Annotated in this window: 11 protein-coding genes and 5 pseudogenes; 14 read left to right on the plus strand and 2 right to left on the minus strand. The window is 37.8% G+C overall.

Features of this window, described 5'->3' with window-relative positions; genetic code table 11:
• From AC1DVB_RS19755 to AC1DVB_RS19780, 6 genes and pseudogenes are all read left to right on the plus strand, one after another.
• A pseudogene (locus AC1DVB_RS19755) lies at positions 1-221 on the plus strand (L-arabinose isomerase); the annotation flags it as partial.
• A 307-nt stretch (positions 222-528) separates the two neighbouring features.
• A complete protein-coding gene (locus AC1DVB_RS19760) occupies positions 529-1,923 on the plus strand; it encodes a sugar porter family MFS transporter (protein WP_063575995.1) in 1,395 nt (464 codons plus the stop codon).
• Positions 1,924-2,178: 255 nt separating this feature from the next.
• Complete coding sequence (locus tag AC1DVB_RS19765; protein WP_477590591.1) at positions 2,179-3,234, plus strand: aldose epimerase family protein; 1,056 nt, start codon at positions 2,179-2,181, stop codon at positions 3,232-3,234.
• 816 nt (positions 3,235-4,050) lie between these two features.
• A complete protein-coding gene (locus tag AC1DVB_RS19770; protein WP_430756109.1) occupies positions 4,051-4,734 on the plus strand; it encodes a C40 family peptidase in 684 nt (227 codons plus the stop codon).
• Between the two features lie 210 nt (positions 4,735-4,944).
• A pseudogene (locus AC1DVB_RS19775) lies at positions 4,945-5,067 on the plus strand (SPFH domain-containing protein); the annotation flags it as partial.
• Positions 5,068-5,209: 142 nt separating this feature from the next.
• Positions 5,210-5,406: pseudogene (locus tag AC1DVB_RS19780) on the plus strand (aldehyde dehydrogenase family protein); the annotation flags it as partial.
• 325 nt (positions 5,407-5,731) lie between these two features.
• Here AC1DVB_RS19780 and ycaC read toward each other — a convergent pair.
• Together ycaC and AC1DVB_RS19790 are read right to left on the minus strand one after the other, a co-directional pair.
• On the minus strand, positions 5,732-6,376 hold the full coding sequence (gene ycaC, locus AC1DVB_RS19785; RefSeq protein ID WP_098186427.1) for an isochorismate family cysteine hydrolase YcaC: 645 nt from the start codon (positions 6,374-6,376) through the stop codon (positions 5,732-5,734).
• Between the two features lie 136 nt (positions 6,377-6,512).
• Complete coding sequence (locus AC1DVB_RS19790; RefSeq protein ID WP_477590594.1) at positions 6,513-7,073, minus strand: NADPH-dependent FMN reductase; 561 nt, start codon at positions 7,071-7,073, stop codon at positions 6,513-6,515.
• Positions 7,074-7,333: 260 nt separating this feature from the next.
• Here AC1DVB_RS19790 and AC1DVB_RS19795 point away from each other — a divergent pair.
• The 8 genes and pseudogenes from AC1DVB_RS19795 to AC1DVB_RS19830 all read left to right on the plus strand — a co-directional run.
• Positions 7,334-8,433 (plus strand): annotated as a pseudogene (locus AC1DVB_RS19795) (low temperature requirement protein A).
• A 301-nt stretch (positions 8,434-8,734) separates the two neighbouring features.
• Positions 8,735-9,676: a ring-cleaving dioxygenase gene (locus tag AC1DVB_RS19800; protein WP_477590596.1), complete on the plus strand. Its 942-nt coding sequence runs from the start codon at positions 8,735-8,737 to the stop codon at positions 9,674-9,676.
• A 95-nt stretch (positions 9,677-9,771) separates the two neighbouring features.
• The gene (locus AC1DVB_RS19805) at positions 9,772-10,728 is read left to right on the plus strand and encodes a ring-cleaving dioxygenase (RefSeq protein WP_477590598.1); all 957 of its coding nucleotides are present in this window, start codon (positions 9,772-9,774) and stop codon (positions 10,726-10,728) included.
• Positions 10,725-11,330, plus strand: coding sequence for an alpha/beta hydrolase (locus tag AC1DVB_RS19810; RefSeq protein WP_063576003.1), 606 nt, complete (start codon positions 10,725-10,727; stop codon positions 11,328-11,330). Before AC1DVB_RS19805 ends, AC1DVB_RS19810 begins: the two co-directional genes overlap by 4 nt.
• Before the next feature lie 389 nt (positions 11,331-11,719).
• The gene (locus AC1DVB_RS19815; protein WP_477590599.1) at positions 11,720-12,556 is read left to right on the plus strand and encodes an alpha/beta fold hydrolase; all 837 of its coding nucleotides are present in this window, start codon (positions 11,720-11,722) and stop codon (positions 12,554-12,556) included.
• A gap of 1,012 nt (positions 12,557-13,568) precedes the next feature.
• A pseudogene (locus AC1DVB_RS19820) lies at positions 13,569-14,101 on the plus strand (FecCD family ABC transporter permease); the annotation flags it as partial.
• Positions 14,102-14,366: 265 nt separating this feature from the next.
• Positions 14,367-16,196 carry a cache domain-containing sensor histidine kinase gene (locus AC1DVB_RS19825; RefSeq protein WP_095678926.1) on the plus strand — a complete coding sequence of 610 codons (1,830 nt, stop codon included), beginning with the start codon at positions 14,367-14,369 and terminating at the stop codon, positions 16,194-16,196.
• On the plus strand, positions 16,174-16,912 hold a 739-nt coding region (locus AC1DVB_RS19830), incomplete at its 3' end, for a response regulator (RefSeq protein WP_477590601.1). The genes AC1DVB_RS19825 and AC1DVB_RS19830, both read left to right, overlap by 23 nt.

Genomic DNA, 16,912 nt, shown 5'->3' on the forward strand with positions numbered 1-16,912 from the left:
TTTTGATTAATGAAGTTTCTGCATTCGAGCCAACAGTTCCAGCACCACACCTGCCAGTGGCCCGTGTACTTTGGGAAGTGAAGCCAAACTTCCAAGATGGAGTGAAAGCTTGGCTTGAGAATGGTGGCGGTCACCATACAGTTGTTTCATTGAATTTAACAACAGACCAAATCATAACCTATGCCAAACTTGTTGGCTTGGAATACGTAGTTATTAAGTAATGTCTCTCCCTCCATGGAGGCTCCGCTTCCTTGGAGGGAAAAAATAGGTAATCCAGAAGTTGAAGAACGGAAATAGTGACCATTAGTATGATTCCTTTATTTTCGTAAGCGTTTTCGTGGTTTTTAGGGAAAAGATGAAAGCGTTTTAATAGACAATGACGACACGGAATTCATTCTAACAAATAACTTTTACGACGGAAACTGGGATGTRTTTGTGGTTGAAAACACTTTTATTATTTCTCAAAAAGCAATCAATATTTTAGTAGTGGGATTAAATATTATTTTAAAACCTTTAGGGGGAACTTAAATGGTTAATGAAAAGAAAATCTCAAGTGGATTCATTTATTTTTTTGGGGCTTTTGGAGGCATTCTCTTCGGTTATGATATCGGCGTTATGACGGGTGCTTTGCCTTTTCTGCAACATGATTGGAACCTTCAAAACAACCCAGGTGCCATTGGCTGGATTACCTCTTCGTTGATGTTTGGAGCTATTTTTGGAGGTGCCATGGCCGGACAACTTTCCGATCGTTTAGGACGGCGCAAAATGATTTTAATATCTTCTATCATTTTTGCTGTTGGATCCATTTTGGCAGGAATATCCCCTCATAACGGAATCCTTTTTATGATTGTTGCCAGGATTTTATTAGGCTTGGCTGTTGGAGCTGCTTCTGCGTTGGTCCCAGCCTATATGTCGGAAATGGCGCCTGCACGTTTACGTGGACGTCTGTCAGGAATTAACCAAACAATGATTGTCTCTGGAATGTTGCTTTCATACATTGTCGCTTATTTATTGAAAGACTTACCAGGGACAATGGCATGGCGGTTGATGCTTAGTTTGGCTGCCGTACCTGCTTTGATCTTATTTATTGGAGTATCCAGGTTACCCGAATCACCACGTTTTTTAATTAAGAACAATAAAATGGATGAAGCTCGTAGGGTGTTGGGCTATATTCGCGCCGACAAAGAACAAATTGATTCTGAAATAACACAAATACAAGAAACTGTTAAAGAGGAAGAAAAGGTAAATCAAAAAGCATCATGGGGTACCCTTTTAAGTAATAAATACCGTTATTTAGTAATGGCGGGTGTGGGTGTTGCTGCGTTTCAACAGTTCCAGGGAGCAAACGCAATTTTTTATTACATTCCTATGATTGTGGAAAAAGCAACAGGGCATGAAGCCAGCTCAGTATTGATGTGGCCAATTATTCAAGGGGTTATTCTCGTACTAGGTTCATTAATATTCCTAATGATTGCTGATAAATTTAATCGCCGTACTTTATTAACAATCGGCGGAACGATTATGGGGCTATCCTTTATTTTGCCGGCTATATTGAATGTATTAATTCCTAATGCAAATCCGATGATGATGGTTGTTTTCTTAAGTATCTATGTAGCTCTTTATTCATTCACTTGGGCTCCATTAACTTGGGTCATAGTTGGAGAAATTTTCCCGCTGGTAATTCGCGGGCGGGCGTCAGGAGTGGCTTCATCATTTAACTGGATTGGTTCTTTCTTGGTTGGCCTGCTATTTCCGATCATGACCGCTTCGATGTCTCAAGAAGCTGTTTTTTCAATCTTCGGTGCTATTTGTTTACTTGGTGTTTTATTTATTCGGACATGCGTTCCTGAAACTCGAGGTCATACTTTGGAGGAAATTGAAAAAATTGGGGAAAGTAGACAAGCTAAGGGGAAAAGTGCTTAAATTAGACCTATTAAGGTTTGGAGCGGAATTAAAAGAAGCTATACCAGAAAAGAGGAGATTTTAAATCAGGGGGCAATAAGGAAAATACTTCATCAAGAATATGTTGATTTACTCATATGATTCCTTTTCTTAGGCCCGAGGTTGCTACTTCGGGCTTTACAATTATTAAAAATGTTAGCTGAACTTTTTATGCAATTTATGGTGTTTTAGCTTTTATTTATATGAAGGAATTTAATAGGGAAGGAGCCGATAAAAATGAAAGTAGCACAAAGCTCGTTTGGAAATGATGTCTTGCTGTTTACGATAGAAAATGATCATGGAGTAAGAATGGAAGTTACGAACTTTGGTGCAAGAATCGTCAATCTGTTTGTCCTAACGGAATCGGGTCGTAATAATATCGTATTGGGATTTGATTCGATTGAGGATTACAAAAAAGAAACGTATTATGGAGCAACAATAGGAAGAGTCGCTGGAAGAATAAAAAATGGCGAATTTTCAATTGGTGAATCACGTTACCAAACGTCTGTAAATCAATTAGGGAATACATTACACGGTGGCAGCCCTGGATTCGATGAAAAAATCTGGGGTTATGAAGTGAAGGAGACGGATGAAAGTGCTTCGATCATCTTTTCAACCGACTCACCTGATGGCGAGAATGGTTTTCCGGGGAATTTGAAAGTAAGTGTGACTTACACATTAGACAACTTAAATATTTGGTCAGTGAGCTATCAAGCAAAAAGTGATAAAGACACAGTTTTTAATCCGACCAATCACGTCTATTTTAACTTAACAGGGCATCCCAGCCATCCAATCGATGATCATTTCTTACAAATMTCTTCTCAAGAATTTGCACCAGTAAATGAAGATACCACGGTAACTGGGGAAAAGCGAAGCACAATTGGCTCGCCTTATGATTTTCGAACCCCGAAGAAATTAAAATCAACCTTTGAAGCCATTGACGCAGAAGTTAAAAAAGTTCAAGGGATCGATCATCCATTTTTCCTTACGTGCCCAGGACTTCATCAAACTGCAGCCAAATTAATTAGTCCTGACCAGAAAATAACAATCGAGGTATACACAGAAGAGCCTGCGGTTGTCATTTACACGGCAAACTTTGTGAAAGATGTGCCACTTATGCACGGAGAAAAATTAATTCAACACGGCGGAATAACGTTTGAAACCCAAGCTGCTCCAGGGGCGATTGAGTTTGAAGATTTTGGGGATATTCTTCTTTTAGCAGGCCAAAATTATACTTCCCAAACAAAATACAAAATTGAGGTCAGTACCCACTCAGCTGAAGGTTCCAGTTAGAGTTAAAGAGTAGAATTGGTTGATTTCATTTCAATAATTTTACATAGATTCGGCTGCTAGTTGGGATCAACATCCGTGACTGTAAGAACGATCGAGCATAGCTCGTGGCATGTAGCAGGTAGGATTCCCGCCGAATAAGAGTTAGCCATTCACTCGAACTGAGTTTTCGAGGATAGAGGATAACTTATATCTTTAAGCGTAAACAGTTAGATGGTGGGCTGTAAAACTAAGGTTAAAGATAAGCCCCCATTTAAACAGCACATATTCTATACGTAGCACCCCCTGATACTATCCTTGTATCAAAGGAGGTGCTTTTCCTATGCCTTAACAAAAATTAACGATTGTCCCCGACAAATCATTCACTCGATTGCTTTGTACGAAACAAGGCAGAATTGTACAAGAATGGAATGGCATCACGAAAAATATTCAGGCAGTTATTGTCGTAAGCGATATGCCTTTATTAGACACCACCTAATTTAAGGTTGAGAGGATTAAATTGAATATCCCAAATTAATGTCAGAACTTCGATGTATTTAATAAGCTCAAGGATTTGTAACTAGTGAAAATAATAAAATGTAGGGAGTGGCAAATATATCACAGTACGAGGAGGTTATCCAAACCGGATGGTTACTATTATAAAAAGCAAGGAATTTACTCTTAATTACTACCTTTCGAAAACATGAGCAATATTTTGGTTATTTTGTATTTTATACTCACTTTATGTATGTATTTGTAATAATAATGTAAAATTAGGTAAATGTGTGTGTCACTTAAAGGTGATAAAATGATAAAAAAGAGATTTAATCGGGGGAGAAAATGAAAAAAATCATAGCATCTTTTGTTGTTTCTGGATTGTTACTATCAAATCCGTTGGTTGGTAATGCTGCATTGGGCGATCGTACATTAAAAAGTGGAATGACTCATACAGAAGTAAAACAATTACAAGAGGTTCTAAAGAAAAAACAATATTTTAAGAGTAATAATACAACTAAATATTTTGGGACCGTTACTAAAAGTGCAGTCGTAAAGTTCCAAAAAAGTAAAGGTTTAAAAGCTGATGGTATTGCCGGTCCGAATACATATAAAGCTTTGGGAGTAAAAAAGAAGACCTCCAACGTAGCTAATGTAAATAAAACAAACAATAAATCTACTGCGATAGTGAAGGAAGCAAAGAAACATTTGAATGTACGGTATGTATGGGGTGGAACTACACCAAAAGGTTTTGATTGCAGCGGATTCCTAAAATACGCTTTTGATAAAGGCGCAAATGTCACATTACCAAGAACGGTATCGGAAATTTATAAAAAGGGGACAAAGGTGTCCAAACCACAAGTTGGAGATGTGGTCTTTTATGAAACCTATAAAACTGGTGCCTCACATGCTGGTATATATATAGGCGGCAATCAATTCATACACAGCTCCTCATCAAACGGTGTAAGCATTTCCTCCATGGATAATAGTTATTGGAAGAAAAGATATGTAGGAGCAAAAAGAATGTAATAGAGAAAGTTGCCAGTTCTTTTTTGAAGAGACTGGCTTTTCTAGTTCTAGCAATAGGTTAGGATACTAAGAAGTCCTATGGATGGTAGAATCGGTATTGATACATAAAATTTTTTTAAAATACAATTTTAGCTTTTATTGCTCCCGGAAACACTTGGGTATAATGGATACTCTATATACCACATATAATTTCTTTAATTCTCACATAAGACAGTCGAGGAAGTTTATAAAAACCATGAAAAGTTTTCCCAGGAGGTACAGAGGGTAGCCTCGCAGGACTTAGCTAAAGTTGGACTCATTATCGTAGCGTTCACCATTAAAGATGTTTGGGATTTTTATATACCTTATGTACACGATATATTAATAGTGTACATAAGGTATTTTATCTTTTAAGAGTAAGAATGAATAGGTGTAAAAGTTTAAGAGGTGTTTACTTTACAAGAAATATCTAATGCAGCCAATTATGTTCGATAAAGGTGTTATCGGTGCGATCTCCCCGTTTAATTCACCATATACAAGGTAGCTCCTGCATTGGCAGCGGGAAATACAATTGTGTTGAAGCCAGCATAAATGACGCCACTCATTGCATGCAAGATCGCAGAAATTTTTTCTGAAGCTGGATTGCCTGCAGGTTTTCTGAATGTGGTTTACGGGTTTGGGCAGGAAACAGGTAAATAGCTTTTAGAGGATGAACGAATTGCGATGTTCACTTTTATAGGGAGTCCCGGTTAGGTCGGCATATTAAGAGCAGTCGGGAATTGGTAAGGTAACTTTGGATCTCCGGAGTTAACAATTCTAAATTACTCATAATAAAACACTCCTTTTTTAAAATTGTTTCATCTAAAAGGCAATTATTAGTTTCAGCTGTAATCGAAAAAATAAAAGCCTTGCTATACTTCTTAATTAAAAAAAGGAGCGCTGATTAAATCAGCGCTAAATTTATACTATCCATTTTTAAAAAAAGTGATTGATTTATAGCTATTTCTTAAGAATAAATTTATGCATTTTGTTTACTTAGATCTCGTTGAGCTCCCATATAGCTTCCAATTACATTTTGATAACCTGGAAGATTACTAGCAAGTAAATTGCCAAAACCTTCGACATCGTTGCGCCAATCGCGTTGCAGTTCGCATGCTACGCTAAACCAGTTCATAAGTTGCACGCCACTATGTGCCATACGCGTATTGGCAGCTTCTGCAACTTGTTTACTGAAAGTTCCTGAAGCATCAGTAACAGCAAAAACTTCATACCCAGCTTTTATAGCGGAAAGTGCAGGGAAGGCAACGCATACATCAGTAACTACGCCCGCGATAATAAGTTGTTTTTTTCCAGTTTTTTCGATTGCTTTTACAAAATCGTCATTATCCCATGCGTTAATTTGTCCAGGACGAGCTATTTTTGGAGCGTTAGGAAAAAGATCAACCAATTCTTGCATAAGTGGTCCATTAGGTCCGTTTTCAAAGCTTGTTGTTAAAATAACTGGTAAATCAAAAAACTTAGCAGTACGAGCAAGAGCCAAAACATTGTTCTTAAATTCATCAACACCATAGTCACGAACAAGTCCAGCCATAAGGCCAGTTTGATGATCCACTAAAAGAACGACAGCTTCATCTTTATTAATACGAGAATAGAGATCAGACATTATGTATTCCTCCTAAATTAAAGTAATGAAGAAAGATTAAACATTGGATTATTTACCATGAATTTCCTCATTTTCCACAATCACTTTATAACTAAAATTATATTAACGTCAATTATTAAAAATCCTAACTCTACTTCTATTTATCTAAAACAAGAGTTTTATCTATCCAATTTATAAATTGTTGTAAATAACGCTGAAGATAACGTTTTGTTTGTTCGTCAGTAAGCACTTTCTGATCGGAATCAATCTTTTGATGTACTTGAGAAATCAGTACTTTTTGAAATGGAAGAACATAAACTTGCATAGTTTCTAGTATTTCTCTGATTTGCATCTGAGCATAAACAGTACCTAACCCCCCAGGAGTTGCTCCGATTAGGCCAACCGGTTTTCTGCTAAGAACTGCGGATTCCCGGGGTCTTGATGCCCAGTCCAATGCATTCTTTAATACGCCTGGAATTCCAGAATTGTACTCTGGACTTACAATAATGATACCGTCAACGTCCTGGATAGCAGATTTAAATGATGTCACTGTTTCTGGAACACTTATTTCTAAGTCTTCATTAAACAAAGGTAGATTATTTATCTCGATCCAACGAAATTGATGGGAATCATCCATCTCTGTTAATGATTGAGCAATGATTCGATTATAAGAGTTTTTTCGTAAACTACCACAAATAAGGCCTATAGTTTTTGTCATATTTTACCTCCCTTGTTAAAATCACCTCATCATACCATGATATACCAACGTAAAAAAAGTGGCTTTATGCCTAATCATCAAACTGTTTAATTTAATGAGGTGTTTAGTACAAATAATCTAGAATGTAAGGGTTTCTCATTAGTTTTCTTATTATTGGCTTGTGTTTGCAAACTATGGCAAATAGACTATGTCTATATTATTTCCTCTTCAAATAAACATATATTTCCACCTTGCTATTAACTAAAAAAAATTGGAGGGAGGTGCAGAAATGGAAGAAAAGAAAGTTACGAACGTGGTTAGAACTATTTTATGATTTGTTGTTTGTGGCGACGGTTGCGGTCGCAAATCATGCTTTACTTCATGTTGAAGATGGTCATATCCATATAGAGTATTTAGTGAAATTTGTCTTAATTTTCATTCCGATCTGGTGGGCTAGGGTGAGGCAAACCATCTTTGTTAACCGTTTCGGAAAAGATTTATTTTATTAACGAATCTTTTTGATCCTGCAAATGTTTTTGTCCTAATAATGACATCAAGCTTGTCAGCTGATTTTGATCCTTATTATCTTTCTTTTTTAATAGGTTATATTGGGTTAAGGGCCGTGACTGCGATCCAATATCTTATTGTCCAGCGGATAGAAGCAGGAGTTCGTAAGCAAGGAGTACTCTTTCTAGGAAGATATTTTTGGATTGGAATCGTTATTTCATTATTATCCGTCTTTTTTGATTCTTGGATTCGGTATGCTGTGTTGTATTTCGGAATTCTTATCGATATTATTATCCCACTGCTTGGAAGAAAGTGTTTAGAAAAGGTTTCGACTAATACAGCCCACTTGTTAGAGAGATTTGGTCTATTTTCCATTATTCTCTTTGGGGAAGCTCTTATAAGCACTCTTGCGATGATTCAACCTAAACAAGGAAATTGGGATTCAATAAGCTTTGCGATCATTTCATTTATCCTCATGATTTCGATGTGGTGGCAATATTTCGATAACATGGAGAAGGAACTCAACAAGTCTAGACAAACTTCCGGTCAAATTATTATTTACGGTCATCTGTTGATTTTAATGTCATTGAGTATGGTTGCAGCATCCATTAGACTATTATTTTACATGGGGTTCAATATTCTTTTATCCTATATTTTGTTTTTGGATCTGTATTGCTCTATTTTCTGTCAACTACAATTGTTTTCATCAATACAGGTTTGAACAACACCGTTTGAAAATTAATCATTTTGCTTGTTTTTAGGGATTTTACCAGTCTTTTTTGTTATTAATTTGGTTGTAGTAGTACCAAATATTGTGATAATAGGACAATTAACCCTGTTTTTCATCATCTATGCTAAATTAACAACTACATAAATAAAAGCATCAATTAAACCAGTATCAATCTATAGTGCTGGTTTATTTGTATATATTGGTATTTTTTTCATTTGATATTGAATCAGTTTATCCATAAGTTGATTGAAATAAAAATAGGTATTGTGAATAATTTCCACGCTTCTTTTTTTAATAAAATTAAAGATCCAATATTTATAGACAATAAAAAACTTTGGACAAAGGAAAAAACACCCATAAAGTCGTATATACAATTATCGACAAATTGGCGATGCTTTTTTAAGGTTAGTGTCTAACCAGAAATAAAAAGAGGAGTGAAAATAAAATGAGTAAAAAAACGATGGGTATTCACCACATTACTGCAATTGTTGGTCATCCTCAAGAGAATGTTGATTTCTATGCAGGTGTATTAGGTTTACGTTTAGTGAAAAAAACTGTCAATTTTGATGATCCAGGTACCTACCATCTTTATTTTGGTAATGAGGGTGGAAAACCAGGAACAATCATGACATTTTTCCCATGGGCAGGAGCTAGTCAAGGGAAAATTGGTGATGGTCAAGTAGGCGTTACATCATATGTTGTTCCAAAAGGAGCTATGAAGTTCTGGAAAAAAAGACTGGAATCCTTCAATATTCCTTTTACCGTAAGAGAGCGCTTTAGCGAGGAATACTTGGAATTTGATGACCCACATGGGCTACACTTGGAAATTGTTGAAAGGGAAGAAGGGGAAGTAAATGCATGGACCTTTGGCGGGGTAACACCTGAGGTAGCTATTAAAGGCTTTGGCGGTGCTACTTTATTATCGACCCAACCTGACAAAACGGCTCTATTGTTAGAAAACATATTGGGACTAGAATTAATCGGCAAGGATGGCGACTTTGCACGTTACCGTTCTTCAGCAGAAATTGGCAATGTTATTGACTTAAAATTAACGACAATAGGACGCGGGACAATGGGTGTTGGAACCGTACACCACATTGCATGGCGGGCAAAGGATGATCAAGACCAATTGGAATGGCAAAAATATGTTGAGGAAAACGGATATGGGGTAACTCCTGTACGAGATCGAAATTATTTTAATGCGATTTACTTTAAAGAACACGGGGAAATTCTCTTTGAGATTGCAACAGATCCTCCAGGATTTGCTCACGATGAACCTGAAGCGACGATGGGAGAAAAATTAATGTTGCCAGAGCAGTATGAACAGTCTAGAGGGAAGATTAAACAAAGTTTATTACCATTTGAGGTAAGAGAATTAGAGTTGTGATCTGGTTAGCTGGTACAAATTAAGCAAAATTAGGTGAGATTTTTCCATAGAGAGACCTAATTAATTTCTTGATCAAATTAATGAAGAGAATGGGAATGGTGAGGTTGCAAAAAACAACAGGGATCCATCATATAACAGCAATGGTGAACGATGCCCAAAGAAGTATTGATTTTTATGCTGGCATACTGGGGTTAAGACTTGTAAAAAAGACGATAAACTTTGATCGTCCAGAAGTCTATCATCTTTATTTTGGAAATGAAACTGGTCAACCTGGATCTGTTATAACTTTTTTTCCGTGGTCAAAGCAGTTAAAAGGCCGAATTGGAACAGGACAGGTTGGAGTAACCAGTTTTATAATCCCGAATCAATCGATTAAATTTTGGGAAAATCGTTTGGAGAAATTTAGAATCAGGTTTATTCAATCAGTACGTTTTGGAGAAAAATATTTACAATTTCAAGATCCAGATGGTCTCGAAATTGAATTAGTGGAACGAAATGAAGGGCCAAAAAATAATTGGAGTTTTGGGGAAGTCGATTCAGAGGTTGCAATTAAAGGGTTTGGTGGAGCTATATTAATTTCAACTCAGCCTAATAAAACTGCAAATGTGCTTGAAAACGTATTAGGGCTCGAATGTCTTGGGCAAGAAGCGAGCTTCCTTAGGTTTAAATCGGATGGTCAGTTTGGAAATATAATTGATATTAAGCTAACTCCTTCGGTTCGCGGATTAAAAGGGGCTGGAACTGTTCACCATATCGCATGGAGGGCAAAGGATGACCTAGATTTATTGAGATGGAGAACACTTCTTCAAGATAAGGAGTATTATCCGACTGAGATTCGTGATCGAAACTACTTCAAAGCTGTGTATTTCCATGAACAAGGCGGTATCCTTTTTGAAATAGCGACAGATCCGCCAGGCTTTTCCGTTGATGAAGCTGTCGCTGAGCTTGGAAGTAAACTGATGTTGCCATCCTGGCTGGAGCCAAACCGAGAAGAATTAGAAGAAGCCTTACCTACTGTGGAAGTTCGCGTTCTGGAGGGAGATCAATCATGAAACATATATTTAATAAGGGTAAAGATTCAACGAAACCAACGTTATTACTACTACATGGTACTGGCGGAAATGAATTAGATTTATTACCTATAGCGGGAAGAATTGATGACGAGGCTTCAGTGCTAAGTGTCCGCGGAAATGTATTGGAAAATGGAATGCCTCGATTCTTTCGGAGATTAGCTGAAGGTGTATTCGATGAGGAAGATCTGATTTTCCGTACAAAAGAATTATATGAGTTTCTTGATGATTCTGCTGCAAAGTATAATTTTGATCGAGAAAACATGATTGCCATTGGATACTCAAATGGAGCTAATATAGCTGCTAGTTTATTATTTCACTATCAAAATGCATTAAAGGGAGCCAGTCTCCATCACCCGATGGTACCGAGAAAAGGAATTGTTCTTCCTGATTTGTCAGGAAAATCAGTATTTATTGCTGCTGGTAAAAATGATCCTATATGTTCGCCGATGGAATCTACTGAACTTCAATCCTTATTTGAAAAGGCTAATGCAAAAGTTGAAATTCATTGGGAAAATAGGGGGCATCAATTGACTGTTGATGAAGTTGAAGCTGCGGCTCACTGGTATCGTAGGGTCTTTTAAACTTTAGAAATACAAATTATTTTTTTTGTAAATAACTTAAAATTCGCAGAGTGAAATCGGATAAATAAGCCTTGAAGTTTTAGGAAGGGCTGTGATTCCTAATTCCAACTTAATTGGAGATACCCCAATTGGAGTTGCTTAGAAATCTTTAATTCGATTTTTTAGTTTAGTTTTTTCAATATTTTTTAATAATTTACACACCTTGGTTTAAATAAATTGAATCTAATAATATTAGTTGATTTGATATTTTTTTGAATAATTTTACAATTTCGATAGTAGGGAATATAATAATCCTATAAACATTTTGCAAAAAATATGTTAAATGTTTTGGAGTGAAGAGTTTTTTAGAGAAGCAAGAATATAGGTTTAATTCATGGGAGGAAATTTATATGGCAAAATTTACTGTAGGTAATGAAAATCATGCTCCAATTGAACTTTATTATGAGGACCAGGGTTTAGGGAAACCTGTTGTCTTAATACATGGTTGGCCTTTAAGTGGACGCTCTTGGGAATATCAGGTGCCAGCTCTTATTGAAGCGGGTTACAGAGTCATAACATATGATCGTCGAGGATTCGGAAAGTCATCCCAGCCATGGGAAGGATATGAATATGAAACATTTGCTTCCGATTTACATAAACTGTTAGAACATTTAGATCTTCAAAATGTCACACTTGTTGGTTTTTCTATGGGTGGAGGTGAGGTAGCTCGATACATTAGTACGTATGGAACAGATCGTATTGAAAAGGCTGTTTTTGCTGGAGCAGTTCCTCCTTATTTATACAAATCAGAGGATAATCCTGAAGGAGCATTAGATGATGCAACAATTGAAGAATTCAAAAGTGGCGTGATAAATGACCGCCTTGCATTTCTTGACAAATTTACGAAGGGATTTTTCGCGGCGGGTAATCAAACAGATTTAGTTAGTGAGCCATTCCGTTTATATAATCGGGATATTGCAGCCAGTGCCTCACCTAAGGGTACGCTCGATTGTATAACGGCCTTTAGTAAGACAGATTTTAGAAAGGACTTGAAAAAGTTCAATATACCTACTCTTATTATTCACGGTGACTCTGATGCAACTGTACCTTTTGAGTTAAGTGGAAAACGTACATATGATTCCATTCCTGGTAGTAAGCTCGCTCTAATAAAGGGTGGTCCGCATGGATTAAACGCAACTCATCCAAAAGAATTTAATGAAGCGTTACTAACATTTTTAAAAGATTAATAAAGTAATGACGATCCTATTTCAAATGAGAAGGAGGAGCAGTCTTTCTTTTTATAAGGTTGTAGGAAAACTCTTAATATGAGGCAGAAGTAGAGTGTTGCTTACTTTTAGTATAAATGACTCGTAGCCATTATTATTACTCTGATACCAGGGATTGATTGGATAATTCTACACTTTTCAATACCCTTTTTGTTAACTGTAATTGCATTTTTGGGGTTCTGCAATAAAAAAGTTAGCTGTGATATATACAGTATTATAGCTATTAGCAGATCTAGGGCACCCCGAGATGTACTTGACCTTAATTGTTATAAATGTATTTCTAAAGGAAAAAGGCAGTCTAATACCTTCCTAGTTAATAGAAGAAACTCGTCAAAAAAGGAGCCTTTGCCCAAAGTGGTAAAGGCTTACTTTATATTTATTTCCCATTTCCGATAGGAGTAGCTGTTAGTTAGTTTAAATAAAATAATTAAATAAACATCCACATAAATATAACTTTAAAACAAATCGAATAATTCAAAGTAGAGATAGAATTGATAAACAGTTGATAGAGAGACTGAAAGAAGAAAAAGTCATTAAGAGTTAATAGAAACTTCGATATTCAAATGCATACTTGTAGGGTTTTATACTTTGTATAAAACCCTACAGCCGTTCCCCATACTAATATAGTCCAGACATATMCTTTTCATAATTCATCATATTTTGACGAATATCTTCTAAAGTTAATGTAAATGGAAGATAAATTTTGCCTAATATAGTTACTGAGTTAATTAATTTATTCTCGTAACTATAACCAATGAAGGGGAAACAGTATTGGATTGTTTTATGGGTTCAGGATGAACAGGGCAGGATACTATAAATCTAAATCGGAACTTTATTGGTTCAAATTAGACAATGGTTACTTTAATGAAGCTTCGAATGCTTTACATAAAGTTACGACAAGTTACATGATGTTGTTGCTGTTTGAAACCTTCTGAAGCCATCGAATTACCACCTCTTGTGACAATTACGAAGACGGACTGCGGGAATGCAGCCAGTCAAACTTGTATTAACCGGGGTGGGATTTTCTGTGGCCCTCTCAGGTCTGATGCTTGTCCTTATTTCATCTGCTGATTGACAAAAAGTGGATTTTATTGCAAATTGGCTGTCAGGGAACATATGGGGTGCAGACCTGCTATTCTCATCCCCTTTACACTGTACAAAGCGACTCGGCTGAATCTTTTTGGGTTGAGTGAACCTATGCCAATAGGCTTAGGTGTATCAGTTGAAAAAAAGGGCGATCCTGTTGCTGACATCGGTTTCGCTTGCAGCAGCAGCTGTCTTTGCCACAGGAGGCAGCGCCTTCGTCGGGCTCAGGGTCCGCACTTTGCAAAAGCTCTGGTCGAACCTCGAAATCAGCTCTTCCTGCCGGTAGCGATTCTGATCCGCGCCTGGCTGCTGCTTGTGGCAGATACAATCGGAGGAAACATACTTGAACCCAAAGACATACCTGCGGGGATTATGATCGCTTTAATAGGGGCTCCTTATTTAATGTTTTTGTTAATGAAGAGTAGGAGAAAAAGCATAATTTTTGTAAAAGCTGAAGATGTCTTCAGCTTTTTTTGTTTGCCGTATCATCTTCAAATCTCTGGCGCAGCGCAAATTGGAACATAATATAAGCCCGAACTGCGAAATATAACGATACATGCACTTACACGAATCCTRCTTAAGCATGATTGACTTGGTTTTTTGATTTGATATAGTTTTAGGATGCTAAAGTGAGAAGATAAGATCAGACTAAAAAAATAGCCTTCTGCGAAAGGGGGTGCCTCCTTTGAAAAGCATACAAAGCCGTTTATTGATCATGCTGCTGATTTTCATCGTTCTGCCCTATTTCCTGTCCGTTTTTTTCATCTACACTTACACAAAAAACAGTGTGGAGCAGTATGAACTTGAAAACAGCCGGGAGCAGCTTCAGAAGAATGCGGATGAACTGGAGCAGTATTTTGACGACATGATTGATTTTCCGTATATTCTGTACCGCAACCCTGATCTGTTTCGGATTTTTAAAAACGGCTTCGAAGACTCCATATATTTCAACCCTATGACCATGGAAAAGAGTCTCGAAACCTTTTATCTAATGAGAAACGAATTCCGGCAAATCCGTTTCTATATTGCTAAAAACAATGAGTCATTTACTGTCTATAATGCAATGATCAGCACACACAGGTATCAGCCGGATTTTCTGAACCGGGACCCGATCAAACAGCTGTATACTTCTGACTCACAATATTTGATTGAGCCGCCCCACCCTCTTGAGAATTACAATAATGCAGCCATTGTTCCAAAATCGGACAAAACGATGGTGATGACTTTTCACCACAAAATTATTGACGTTCTTTCTAAAAAGTTTCTTGGGATGATTACAATCGACATTGATTTGGGCGAATACGCCCGCATTTGCAATAACCTTGTCCAGGGAGACGCATCTTCAGTTTTGCTAATTGATTCAAAAGATCGCGTCATGTATGCAAATGATCGTGCCCTGATTGGAAAACCTCTTCCTGCCGAAGAAAAGCAACGTCTTGACGGGAATAGGAGCCGGCATGATGACGATATTCTCCTATCAAAAGAGTTATCAGGGTCACTGAACGGCTGGAAATTGATTAAGGTCATGTCGAGTCAGGCTTTATATGAAGATGTCAGGAAAACCGCCTATACCAATATCCTTGTCGGCATCGGCGTAGGAATACTGGGTTTGCTGATGATAGGCATTATCTCAAATAGGATTACCCGTCCCATTACGAGGCTGAGCAGCAAAGTCCGCTCCATTGAAGGCGGAAATATGAATGTCCCTTTTGATGATACCAGAAGCGATGAAATTGGCCATTTGGAGTCCCACATGAAGGACATGATGAACCGGATCAATTCCCACATTGACCGTGAATATAAGCTTGAAATTGAAAACAGGAAGAACCAGTTCAGGGCGTTAAAATCACAGGTTAATCCTCATTTTTTGTTTAACGCTTTACAATCCATAGGCGCTGTTGCCCTGAGGTCGAATGCACCAAAGGTCTATCAATTGCTGACTTCGCTGTCCAAAATGATGCGCTACTCAATGCAGGCAGATCAATGGGTACGGGTTCGGGATGAAGTTGAGTATACAAAAGCGTACCTCTCCCTTCAAACAGAGCGTTTTGGTGAAAATGTAAGTTATTCGGTCAATATCGATGAGTCCATTTTGGACATGACTATTCCAAGTATGATTCTGCAGCCCCTGGCAGAGAATTTCTTTAAACACACGTATGAGGAAGGGTACAGCAACGCTCATTTGTCCATTAACGGGGAAAAACAAGGAAACGATCTGTGCTTTACTGTTGAGAATGATGGTCCGGGTCTGAGGGAAGAAGAGCTTCAGACACTACGGGAACATATCTATACACCCCCTTACGAAGGGACTTATTCGCATGAACATATAGGCCTGAAGAATATTCGTGACAGGCTGCTTCTAGGGTATGGACCAAGTGCAGAAATGAAAGTAGATTCGAATGACGGGCTGGGGTTTTCCGTCAGCATGAGGATCCCGATAAAGAGCCCCTTGGGAATGAAAAAGAATTACTTCAGGAAAGGAGATGAACACGGTGAAAGCACTGATTGTCGATGATGAATTCAATGTGCGGGACGTCATACGCCATTTAGGCCAGTGGGAAACTCATGGCATCACCAAGCTATTGGAAGCCAAAAATGGCCATGAGGCAAAATCACTGATTGAAAAAGAACGCCCGGAGATTATCTTTACAGACGTGAAAATGCCCGGTATGGGCGGAATCGAACTGATTGAGTGGCTGGATTCCATTTCCTATCCTGGAAAAGTTATTTTCATTACTGGTTATAACGATTATTCCTATATGCGCAAAGCCATTCAGCACAGCAGCTTTGATTACCTGCTGAAGCCGATTGAGTATGAGGCGTTCAATCATACACTGGAAAAATCGGTACAAGCCTGGAAGGATGACTTTGAACATGCTGAAGTGCTGGAAGATGTGAAAAAACTGCGGAGAAACCAGTTAGCCACTGCGATATGTCTGGGGGACCGTTCGGATTCAAGCAGCCTGGCCGAGTTTCTTCCTGAATCGGAGGGCTATATGCTGACGCTGCTCTCCTTTTACCAGATGCACAATCCGGATCTCTATATCCAAAAGCTTTCAGATGAGCTTACGGACCGCAAATTAGGAAATGCGTTTTCCCTGCTGACGGATCTTAACCTCTGCCTTGTTATCACCATTCGCGATCAATGGCTCTCCGTTGAGGAATGGATCAGCCAGGAGTTCGATATCCCGGTAAGGCTTGTAACTGAAGAGCAGGTCGAAACTTTATCGG

It is taken from the genome of Peribacillus sp. P4_D6 (genome assembly GCF_056401795.1).

What these genes read in the sequence shown, in the direction of transcription:
- AC1DVB_RS19760 (WP_063575995.1), top strand. Translation starts at nt 529, where the DNA reads ATGGTTAATGAAAAGAAAATCTCAAGTGGATTCATTTATTTTTTTGGG.
- AC1DVB_RS19770 (WP_430756109.1), top strand. Translation starts at nt 4,051, where the DNA reads ATGAAAAAAATCATAGCATCTTTTGTTGTTTCTGGATTGTTACTATCA.
- ycaC (WP_098186427.1), bottom strand. Translation starts at nt 6,376, where the DNA reads ATGTCTGATCTCTATTCTCGTATTAATAAAGATGAAGCTGTCGTTCTT.
- AC1DVB_RS19790 (WP_477590594.1), bottom strand. Translation starts at nt 7,073, where the DNA reads ATGACAAAAACTATAGGCCTTATTTGTGGTAGTTTACGAAAAAACTCT.
- AC1DVB_RS19800 (WP_477590596.1), top strand. Translation starts at nt 8,735, where the DNA reads ATGAGTAAAAAAACGATGGGTATTCACCACATTACTGCAATTGTTGGT.
- AC1DVB_RS19805 (WP_477590598.1), top strand. Translation starts at nt 9,772, where the DNA reads ATGGTGAGGTTGCAAAAAACAACAGGGATCCATCATATAACAGCAATG.
- AC1DVB_RS19810 (WP_063576003.1), top strand. Translation starts at nt 10,725, where the DNA reads ATGAAACATATATTTAATAAGGGTAAAGATTCAACGAAACCAACGTTA.
- AC1DVB_RS19815 (WP_477590599.1), top strand. Translation starts at nt 11,720, where the DNA reads ATGGCAAAATTTACTGTAGGTAATGAAAATCATGCTCCAATTGAACTT.